At 74.6% G+C, this 9,429-nt stretch carries 10 protein-coding genes; 3 read left to right on the top strand and 7 right to left on the bottom strand.

The annotated features are described in order from the left end of the window. From NH602_RS24040 to glpX, 3 genes are all read right to left on the bottom strand, one after another. Positions 1-726: EAL domain-containing protein (locus tag NH602_RS24040; RefSeq protein WP_253068969.1), on the bottom strand; the 726-nt coding region annotated here is incomplete at its 3' end. 138 nt (positions 727-864) lie between these two features. Then, the gene (locus NH602_RS24035; RefSeq protein ID WP_161152361.1) at positions 865-2,265 is read right to left on the bottom strand and encodes a class II fumarate hydratase; all 1,401 of its coding nucleotides are present in this window, start codon (positions 2,263-2,265) and stop codon (positions 865-867) included. Positions 2,266-2,319: 54 nt separating this feature from the next. Then, on the bottom strand, positions 2,320-3,306 hold the full coding sequence (glpX, locus tag NH602_RS24030) for a class II fructose-bisphosphatase (RefSeq protein WP_174565913.1): 987 nt from the start codon (positions 3,304-3,306) through the stop codon (positions 2,320-2,322). A gap of 217 nt (positions 3,307-3,523) precedes the next feature. Here glpX and NH602_RS24025 point away from each other — a divergent pair, with 217 nt between their 5' ends. Further along, positions 3,524-4,366 carry a DUF4245 domain-containing protein gene (locus tag NH602_RS24025; RefSeq protein WP_253068968.1) on the top strand — a complete coding sequence of 281 codons (843 nt, stop codon included), beginning with the start codon at positions 3,524-3,526 and terminating at the stop codon, positions 4,364-4,366. Positions 4,367-5,193: 827 nt separating this feature from the next. On the opposite strand, the gene NH602_RS24020 is transcribed toward NH602_RS24025, so the two are convergent. Genes NH602_RS24020 through NH602_RS24010 form a run of 3 tightly spaced genes read right to left on the bottom strand, consistent with a single transcriptional unit; the run spans position 5,194 to position 7,267 of the window. Beyond that, positions 5,194-5,418, bottom strand: a complete 225-nt coding sequence (locus NH602_RS24020) for an exodeoxyribonuclease VII small subunit (protein WP_100879661.1) — start codon at positions 5,416-5,418, stop codon at positions 5,194-5,196. Then, complete coding sequence (xseA, locus tag NH602_RS24015; protein WP_073577697.1) at positions 5,418-6,656, bottom strand: exodeoxyribonuclease VII large subunit; 1,239 nt, start codon at positions 6,654-6,656, stop codon at positions 5,418-5,420. The genes NH602_RS24020 and xseA overlap by 1 nt, the downstream gene beginning before the upstream one ends. After that, positions 6,653-7,267 (bottom strand): lipid droplet-associated protein, encoded by a 615-nt coding sequence (locus NH602_RS24010; protein WP_179761030.1) that lies wholly within the window; start codon positions 7,265-7,267, stop codon positions 6,653-6,655. The genes xseA and NH602_RS24010 overlap by 4 nt, the downstream gene beginning before the upstream one ends. A gap of 113 nt (positions 7,268-7,380) precedes the next feature. Here NH602_RS24010 and NH602_RS24005 point away from each other — a divergent pair, with 113 nt between their 5' ends. Then, positions 7,381-8,358 (top strand): 4-hydroxy-3-methylbut-2-enyl diphosphate reductase, encoded by a 978-nt coding sequence (locus NH602_RS24005; RefSeq protein ID WP_073577699.1) that lies wholly within the window; start codon positions 7,381-7,383, stop codon positions 8,356-8,358. 69 nt (positions 8,359-8,427) lie between these two features. On the opposite strand, the gene NH602_RS24000 is transcribed toward NH602_RS24005, so the two are convergent. Beyond that, entirely contained in the window at positions 8,428-8,976 is a 549-nt protein-coding gene (locus tag NH602_RS24000; RefSeq protein WP_073577700.1) for a L,D-transpeptidase, read from the bottom strand. 270 nt (positions 8,977-9,246) lie between these two features. Here NH602_RS24000 and NH602_RS23995 point away from each other — a divergent pair. Next, positions 9,247-9,429, top strand: a 183-nt coding sequence (locus NH602_RS23995) for a hypothetical protein (RefSeq protein ID WP_253068967.1), incomplete at its 3' end; no start/stop codon positions are given.

Here is a 9,429-nt window from a genome sequence, read left to right as displayed (position 1 = left end):
GGCGGCGGGCTGTGGCATCGCGCTCAGCAGGCCGAGCAGCTCCGCGCGGGTCGCCGGGTCGGCCTCGGGGGCGGCGCGCGTCCCACCCAGCAACGGGCCCTGGGCGAACGCGATCCCGATCGCGAACAGCCCCGTCAGCCGGGCCGCGTCGCGGACCCCGGTCGCGGCGACCGGCGCCCCGACCGCGCGCGACACCTCGACCACGGCACGGACGGCGGCACCGGTCCCCGTGTCGAGCATTCCGTCGCAGAGGTCCGGCTCGAGCTTCACCACGTCCGGCCGAACGGCGGCCACGAGCTCCGGACCGAACGCGCGCCCGGCCCCGTCGAGACCGATGCGGAACCCCCAGCGCCGCAGCTCGGCCAGTGCCAGGACGAGGTGCTCCGCCGGTGCGGCCGCGGCGATCGGCGGGCCGACCTCCAGCAGGGGAGCGACCGGGTCGGAGGTGCCGCCGAGCATGGCGCGCAGCCGGCCGCGGGCGTGGAGGACGGTGTCCGCGGCGACGTCGACCTGCACCGGGACGGCGGCACCCCAGGACCGGGCGGACGCGACCGCGGAGACCGCGGTGCCCGCGTCGAGCTCGGCGATCCGGCGGGCGTCCCAGCCGCGGTCGCGGGCCGCGACGGCCACCGCGTCGTGGTGCAGGCGCGGCACGACCTCGACCCCGGTGCAGCGACCGGAGCGCAGATCGTGCACAGGGATGTACGCGAAGCGCTGGTCGGGCATCGGGGAGGTCCGTTCGGGTGACGGTGATCGACTGACGCACACACGGTGTCACGTCGATGTGGACCGAACGGGGACGCGGAGGTGAACAGCGGATGGACTGACCCGGTGCGCCCGGCCGGTGACCGGGTGCAGCCGGGATCAGGAGCGCTTCTCGCCGCGGGTCATCGCCAGCACGTCCAGGGCACGGTCCAGCTCGTCCTCGGTGAGGGTGCCGTTCGCGACGTGGCCGCGCTCGATCACGACCTCGCGGATCGTCCTCCGCTCCTTCAGCGCCTGCTTCGCGACGGCCGCCGCCTCCTCGTAGCCGATCCTCGAGTTCAGCGGGGTGACGATCGACGGGGAGGACTCGGCGTACTCGCGGGTGCGCTCGAGGTCGGCCTCCATGCCGTCGACGACCTTGTCGGCGAGCAGCCGAGCGGCGTTCGCGATCAGCCGGGCGGACTCCAGGACGTTGCGCGCCATCACCGGCATCATCACGTTCAGTTCCAGGTTGCCCTGGCTGCCCGAGAAGCCGACCGTCGCGTCGTTGCCCATGACCTGCGCGCACACCATCATCGTGGCCTCGCAGATCACCGGGTTGACCTTGCCCGGCATGATGGAGCTGCCCGGCTGCAGGTCCGGCAGGTGGATCTCGGCCAGCCCGGTACGCGGCCCGGACGACAGCCAGCGCAGATCGTTGGCGATCTTGTAGAGCGACACGGCGACGGTGCGCAGCGCGCCGGAGGCCTCGACCAGGCCGTCGCGGGAGCCCTGGGCCTCGATGTGGTCGGTGGCCTCGGCGAGCTGCTCCAGGCCGGTCGCCTCGCGCAGCTTCGCGACCACGGCGGCGCCGAACCCGTCCGGAGCGTTGAGCCCGGTGCCGACCGCGGTCCCGCCGATCGGCAGGACGGCGAGGCGGGGGAGCGCGTCGCGGACGCGGGCGGCGCCGTAGCCGGCCTGGCTGGCCCAGCCACCGGCCTCCTGGCCGAGGGTGATCGGGACGGCGTCCATGAGGTGGGTGCGGCCGGCCTTCACGACCTCCGACCAGTCCGCCGCGCGGCGGCGCAGCGCGGCCTCGAGGTGCTGCAGCGCCGGGACGACCTCGGTCGCCAGCGCCTCGGTGGCGGCGAGGTGGATGGTCGTCGGGAAGACGTCGTTCGACGACTGCGAGGCGTTGACGTGGTCGTTCGGGTGCACGTCGGTGCCGGCGTGTGCGGCCAGCGAGGCGATCACCTCGTTGGCGTTCATGTTCGACGACGTGCCCGAGCCCGTCTGGAAGACGTCGACCGGGAAGTGGTCGTCGTGCCCGCCCGCGGCCACCTCGTCGGCGGCCGCGGCGATCGCGCGGGCCCGGTCGTCGTCCAGTACGCCCAGCTCGCCGTTCACCCGGGCCGCGGCCGCCTTGACCAGGCCGAGCGCGCGTATCTGCGCGCGCTCCAGGCCGCGGCCGGAGATCGGGAAGTTCTCCACCGCGCGCTGGGTCTGGGCCCGCCACAACGCGTCGGCGGGGACCCGGACCTCGCCCATGGTGTCGTGCTCGATGCGGAAGTCCTCGCTCATGGGCTGAGGTCTACTCCTCCGCGACACGTCCCGCAGTGTTACGTGAGCCTAACCTCACGGCAGCGGCGGGGCCTCGCCCTCGACGCCGTCGAAGTCGACGGAGGAGAACTCGCGCAGCTTGGTGAGACGGTGGTAGCCGTCGATCAGCCGGACGGTGCCGGACTTGGACCGCATCACGATCGACTGGGTGGTCGCCCCGCCACCCCGGTAGTGGACGCCGCGCAGCAGCGGGCCGTCGGTGATGCCGGTGGCGCAGAAGAAGACGTTCTCGCCGCGCACGAGCTCGGCGGTGGTCAGGACCTTGTCGAGGTCGTGACCCGCGGCGAGGGCCTTCTCGCGCTCGGTGTCGTCCTTGGGCCACAGCCGGCCCTGGATCTCGCCGCCCATGCACTTCAGCGCGGCCGCGGTGATGATCCCCTCCGGGGTCCCGCCGACGCCGTAGAGCATGTCCACGCCCGAGGTGGGACGCGCGGCGGCGATGGCACCGGCGACGTCGCCGTCGGAGATGAACGCGATCCGGGCCCCGGCCGCGCGGATCTCGGTGACGATCTGCTCGTGGCGCGGGCGATCGAGCACGCAGACCGTGACGTCGGCGACGTCGATCTCCTTGGCCCGGGCGACGCGGCGGATGTTCTCCGCGACCGGTGCGGTGATGTCGATGGCGTCCGCGGCCTCCGGCCCGACCGCGATCTTCTCCATGTAGAAGACGGCGGACGGGTCGAACATGGCGTCCCGCTCGGCGACGGCGAGCACCGCGAGGGCGTTGGGCATGCCCTTGGCCATCAGCGTGGTGCCGTCGATGGGGTCGACGGCGACGTCGCAGAACGGGCCCTCGCCGTTCCCGACCTCCTCGCCGTTGAACAGCATCGGGGCCTCGTCCTTCTCGCCCTCGCCGATGACGACGACGCCGCGCATCGACACCGACGAGATGAGCTGGCGCATGGCGTCGACGGCGGCACCGTCCCCGCCGTTCTTGTCGCCCTTGCCGACCCAGCGGCCCGCGGCCATCGCGGCGGCCTCGGTGACCCGGACCAGCTCCATCGCCAGGTTGCGGTCGGGCGCCTCACGACGGCGGGGGGTGGCGGGGCTGGCGGGCTGGCTCACGGATACGTCTCCATTCACGGGCGGCGTGCTCGTCGGCGACGTCCCCTCGTCCGGGTTGCCACGGGCGTGCGGGGAGGCGCCCGGCGATCCTCGCACGCCCGACGTCGGGGGAGCAGCGATGAGCGACCGACGCCATGCCTGGGACGATGGACACGTGAGCGCACGACCTGACCCGGGAACGCCGTCGCCGGACTCCTCGGAGCCCGCCGGGCCCCCGGCTGTCCCGGACCCGGCCGAGACCTCCGGTACCACCGGGGCCGCCGACCGGGCCACGGCCGGTGGCACCGGTCCGGGCCCGGTTCCGGCTGCGGACCCGGCCGCCGCGCCCGCGGGTGCGGCCGGGTCCGGGAGGCCGCAGCCGCCGCCGGTGACCCGCCGGATCCCCGAGGCGGGTCCGCAGGCGATGCACAAGCCCGCCCGGGGCGACGCGTCGGTGCGCGACCTGATCTGGGCGTGCGTGATCCTCGTCCCGGTCGCCCTGCTGATCTTCTCGGTCGGCGGGTCCTGCTCGTTCTCACCCGGCACCCCGGCCGAGAACGCCGCGTCGGCCCCCACCGTCGACGCCCCGGCCCGGATCGCCGAGTACGCCCGTGGCTCGACCTTCCCGCTGCGGCTTCCGGACGTCCCGTTCCGGGTCAACTCCACCGACCGCGGCCCGGTGGAGGGCGGCGGCACCGCCGTGCGCATCGGCTTCGTCACCCCCGACGCGGACTTCCTGAGCCTGGTCCAGACCGACGGCTCGGTCGAGGGTGTCCTCGCCACCGAGTCCGGTTCCGCGGGACGCGGCGACGGCCCGCCGACGATGCGCGGCACCGTGCAGGCGGGCGGCCTGACCTGGGAGGTCTACGGCGCCGAGGGCGGCGAGCCCTTCCGGGTCGCGACGCTGCCCGGACGGCCGGAGGTCCGCGTCCTGGTGACGGGCTCCGCCTCGGACGAGCAGTTCACCACCCTGGCCACCGCCCTGACGGCCGCCCGCGTCTACCCGCCCGGTTCCTGAGGACCGGTCCCACAGGGGGTCCGGTGTCCCACACGGTCTCCGATCCCCTGTGCGACACCGGAACCCCTGTGGGGCGTGGTTGTCCACATCGCGGGGAGTTGTCCACACGTGCCCGGGCGGGGCCGGCGGACGGGGTGGACCTCTGCCCGGTACGACGCCCGTGCGGCGCTCGGAGCTGATCGCCGCGGGGATGAGCGAGGCCGAGATCCGGCAGGCTCTGGGCGCGGGGCGATCGTGCGGCTCTGCCGCGGGATGTACCGCGGTGCCGTAGCGCCCGGGGCGGCGACGGGACCCGGCGGGCGCTGGGAGGAACTCGTCGCCGCGCACGAGCGCGCCGTGCGCGGTGTGGTGCGTCGGCTCGCCTCGCCCGCCCGCCGTCGTCAGCCACATCTCCGCCGCGGTCGTGCACGGCGCCGAGCCCCGGGGAGTCACGGAGCCGTGTCCTGTTCCACACGGCCGGGCTCCCCGCTCCCGACCTGCAGCGTGGGGTGCGCGACGGGTCCGGCCGGTGGCTCGCCACCGTCGACTTCTGGTGGGACGGCTGTCCACCGTCGTCGGGGGGTTCGACGGCGAGATCACGTACGGGCGTCTGCACCCACCGGGGAGGACGGCGGGCCAGGTGAGCACCGAGGAGAAGGTCCGCGAGGACCGGTTCCGCGATCTGGGCCTGCACGTCGTCCGGTGGACCTGGCGCGACCCTGGCCGCCCCCGCCGCCCTCCTGACCCGCCTCCGGACCAGGCTGCCGACCCGATGACCTCCCACACCGGATCCGGCGTCCCGCATCGGATCGGGACCCGTGTGGGACGCCGGATACCGTGCGGGAGGCTCAGGCCTCGTCGTCGGACTCGGCGTCGGCCAGCTTCTCCTCGATGCGGGTGCGGGCGCCGGCGAGCTGGGCGTCGCAGCGCTTGGCCAGGGCCTCGCCGCGCTCCCACAGCGCGACGGACTCGTCCAGGCCGAGGCCGCCGACCTCCAGCGCGCGCACGACCTCCACGAGCTCGTCGCGGGCCTTCTCGTAGCCCAGGGTCTCCACTGCCGGACGGTCGCTCATCAGGTCTCCGGGTCGGGGGTGGTGGTCACGGTGGCGGCGACGGCGCCGTCGGCGACCCGGATCCGCAGGCCGGTGCCGGCGGGCGCGTCGGCGACCGACCGCAGCAGCGGGGGCACGTCGTCGTCGGTGCGGTCGGCGAGCTGCACGATCGCGTAGCCGCGGGCCAGGGTCGCGGTCGGGCCGAGCGCGGCGAGCCGGGCACCCAGGTGCTCCAGCTCCGACGACGACCGGTCCAGCCGGCGCAGCACCGCGCGGTGGGCGGCGGTGCGGGCGTCGGCGATCTCGCCCTCCCGGGAGGTGACGATGCGCAGCGGGTCGGCCAGCACGGGCCGTCGTCGCAGGTCGTCGAGGCGGTGCTGCTCGCGGTCGACCCAGCCGTGCAGCGCGCGGCGGGCCCGGTCGCGCAGCCCGGAGATCCGCGCGGTCTCCTCGGCGAGGTCGGGCACCAGACTGCGTCCGGCCTCGGTGGGGGTGGAACAGCGCACGTCGGCGACGTGGTCGACCAGCGGGGTGTCCGGCTCGTGCCCGATGGCCGACACGACCGGGGTCCGGCAGGTGGCGACGGCGCGGCACAGCGTCTCGTCGGAGAAGGGCAGCAGGTCCTCGACGCTGCCGCCACCGCGGGCGAGCACGATGACCTCGACGTCCGGGTCCCGGTCGAGGGCCCGCAGCGCGCCGACGACCTGCTCGACGGCGAGCCCGCCCTGCACCGCGACGTTCTCGATCCGGAACCGCACCGCGGGCCAGCGTGAGGTCGCGTTGCGGACGACGTCGTGCTCGGCCGCCGAGTCGCGCCCGGTGACCAGGCCGATGGTGTGCGGGAGCAGCGGCGGGCGCCGCTTGAGGGCCGGGTCGAACAGCCCCTCGGCGGCGAGCAGCCTGCGCAGCCGCTCGATGCGGGCCAGCAGCTCGCCGAGCCCGACCGCGCGGATCCGGTCGACGCGCAGCGACAGCGTGCCGCGCCCCAGGTAGAACGACGGCTTGCCGTGCACGATCACCCGGCTGCCCTCGGTCACGGCGCCGCCGGCGTCGCGCACCAGCGACGACGGCGCCGTCAGCTGCAGGGAGATGTCCGCGGCCGGGTCACGCAGGGTCAGGAACGCGGTCCCGGAGCGGGCGTTGACCTGGGCGAGCTGGCCCTCGACCCACACCGCGCCGAGCCGGTCGACCCACTCGGCGATCTTGCGGGCGACCGTGCGGACCGGCCACGGGTCCTCTTCGGAGGTCGTGGCGCTCAACGGTTCTCGGACACCGTCGCGATCCGGTTCGTCAGCATCGTGACGTACGGCGGCCGGTTCTCGTGCGCGGTCTCCCAGGCGAGGAGGTCCGCGAGGTCGTCGAGGCTCAGCGTGCGGAGCTTGCCGCGCAGCTGGGGCACGGTCATCGTCGGGTACTCGGGCAGCACGGCGGGCGCGGTCGCACGCGCCTCGGCCCGGTTCGACGCCGACGCCGGACGCGGCGACGCGGGCGACCGGTCGATCGGGATGCCGGTGCGGGCGGGCCGCAGCGACGACACGGTGCCGTTGCGCCCGGCCGGGGGAGCGGCGGGCGGCAGCGGCGGGGCGATCGGCTCCGGGTCGGGCAGCGACAGGTCGGCGCCGTCGGCCAGATCGTCGTCGAAGGTCGCCCAGCTGGGGATGTCGTCGGCGGGACGCAGGGTGCCCAGCGCGCGGTCGCCCTTGATGGCCAGCTCGGTGATCCGCTGCTGGAGCCGCATGGACACCTGCAGCGCCTGGCTGACCGCGGTCACCGGCAGCTCGACGGCGTGCCGCGGCAGCTCTCGGGCCTGCTCGACGGCGGTCACGACGAGGCCGGCGGCGATCCGCACGGGGAACGGCAGCGGAGACATGCACGCCATTGTCCCCTGATCCGTGGCCGCCTGTCGCGCCGGGCGCACCGGGCGCCGGTCGGGCCGGTCACGTACGGCTGCCCGCTCCCGGGCCGGTCCGTACCCTGGGAGCCATGTCCGGTTCTGCCAAGCAGGTCCTGCTCGCCAAGCCCCGCGGCTACTGCGCGGGCGTCGACCGTGCCGTCGAGGCGGTGGAGCAGGCGCTCGACCAGTACGGCGCCCCCGTGTACGTCCGCAAGGAGATCGTGCACAACAAGCACGTGGTGGAGACGCTGCGCGAGCGCGGTGCGATCTTCGTCGACGAGGCGTCGGAGGTTCCGGAGGGCGCGCACGTGGTGTTCTCCGCGCACGGCGTCTCGCCCGCGGTCCGCGACGAGGCCGCGGGCCGGAGCCTGCAGACCATCGACGCGACCTGCCCGCTGGTGACCAAGGTCCACCAGGAGGCGAAGCGGTTCGCCCGCGAGGACTACGACATCCTGCTCGTCGGGCACGCCGGGCACGAGGAGGTCGAGGGGACCTCCGGTGAGGCGCCCGAGCACATCCAGCTCGTCGAGTCCGCCGCCGACGTCGACTCCGTGACCGTCCGCGACCCGGAGCGGGTCGTGTGGCTGTCGCAGACCACGCTGAGCGTCGACGAGACGATGGACACCGTCCGTGCGCTGCGCGAGCGGTTCCCGAAGCTGCAGAACCCGCCGTCGGACGACATCTGCTACGCCACGCAGAACCGCCAGGTCGCGGTGAAGACGATGGCGCCGCGCTGCGACCTGGTGCTGGTCGTCGGGTCGCGGAACTCGTCGAACTCGGTGCGTCTGGTCGAGGTCGCACTGGGCGCCGGGGCCGGTGCCTCGTACCTGATCGACTACGCCCGCGAGATCGACGAGTCCTGGCTCGACGGCGTCACGACGGTCGGGATCACCAGCGGTGCGTCAGTCCCGGAGATCCTGGTGCAGGGTGTCGTCGAGTACCTCGCCGAGCGCGGCTTCGGCTCGGTCGAGGAGGTCGACACCGCCGAGGAGACGCTGACCTTCTCGCTGCCCCGCGAGCTGCGCCCGCCGCGCGGCCGGTCGCTGGGCCTGACCCCGGTGAACTGACCGCGGCACACACGACGGAGGCCCCGGACCGACTCGGTCCGGGGCCTCACGTGTGTACGGGGCGGGGGGTCAGCCCGCGGCGCGGTCCGCCTGGACCTGCTTCGCCGACACGACCTGCACCTGGTCGCCGATCTGCAGGGTGTCGAACCAGAGCTTCGCGTTCTCCGGGGTGAGCCGGACGCAGCCCGCCGACGGGGTGTCGGTGCGGCCCTCGTGGAAGGCGATGCCGCCGTCCTGGAAGAACACCGCCCACGGCATCGGGGCGGGCTCGCCGTTGGTCATCGTGTACTCGCCGCTCTTGTGCAGCTGCTCCTTGCGGTAGACCCGCAGGGAGTGGCCGACCGGGGTCTCCTTGCCCGGGCCGCCGATGGCGACCGGGACGGGCCCGTGGGTGATCTTCCCGTCGGTGAACAGCCAGGAGCGCTGGGTGTCGAGATCGACGCAGGCCCGGGCCGTGACGGTGCACGGGGTGCCCGCGACGAGCGGCTGGTCCCGGAAGGCCTGCGCGGCCGGGGTCCCGGCGACCGCGGTGCCGACGCCGATCAGCGCGACGGTCGCGGCGACCAGCGCGACGACGATCGCGGGTCGCGTCCTGCGGGGGCTGCGGGTGGTCGACAATGGCTCTCCAGTGGTTCCGTCGTGCGTCGGGGAGCGGCGGGGTCACGCCGTGCCCCCCGATGGGAAGACGCTCGGGAGTGCAGTGGGTTGCTCCCATTGTCCGATCCGTCGCCACCCGGGCGGTCTGCGGGGTACGTTCCGGCCGTCCACCTGGGCGGATGCGTCCGGACGACCGTGGCTGCGCCGGACGGCCGTCAGCGGGTGTCGCGGCGTGTCCGGCCGGTCGCGCCGCGTGTCGATCCGCGGGAGGGCTCGGAGCGGGACGGGTCGGTGCGTGAGGACCCGGCGCGCGAGGAGCCGGGCCGCGCGGCCCCGGCCGACCGTGCGACGGATCCGGTGCGCGAGACCCCGGTGCCGGTGGACCCGGTACGGCCGGTGGACCCGGTGCGGGCCGTGTCGCGGCGCGCGGAACCGGTCGGTGCCGACCCGGTGGCCGACCCGGCGCGGGCGGTG

The organism is Pseudonocardia sp. McavD-2-B (genome assembly GCF_024124365.1).
Lineage (GTDB): Bacteria > Actinomycetota > Actinomycetes > Mycobacteriales > Pseudonocardiaceae > Pseudonocardia > Pseudonocardia alni.
Note: the sequence above shows the minus strand (reverse complement) of the source record. Positions and strands in the feature narration are given on the sequence as shown.

Bases quoted from the DNA above. Each gene is read 5' to 3' on its own strand.
- NH602_RS24035 (WP_161152361.1), bottom strand. From the start codon at position 2,265: ATGAGCGAGGACTTCCGCATCGAGCACGACACCATGGGCGAGGTCCGG.
- glpX (WP_174565913.1), bottom strand. From the start codon at position 3,306: ATGGAGCTGGTCCGGGTCACCGAGGCCGCCGCGATGGCCGCGGGCCGC.
- NH602_RS24020 (WP_100879661.1), bottom strand. From the start codon at position 5,418: ATGAGCGACCGTCCGGCAGTGGAGACCCTGGGCTACGAGAAGGCCCGC.
- NH602_RS24010 (WP_179761030.1), bottom strand. From the start codon at position 7,267: ATGTCTCCGCTGCCGTTCCCCGTGCGGATCGCCGCCGGCCTCGTCGTG.
- NH602_RS24005 (WP_073577699.1), top strand. From the start codon at position 7,381: ATGTCCGGTTCTGCCAAGCAGGTCCTGCTCGCCAAGCCCCGCGGCTAC.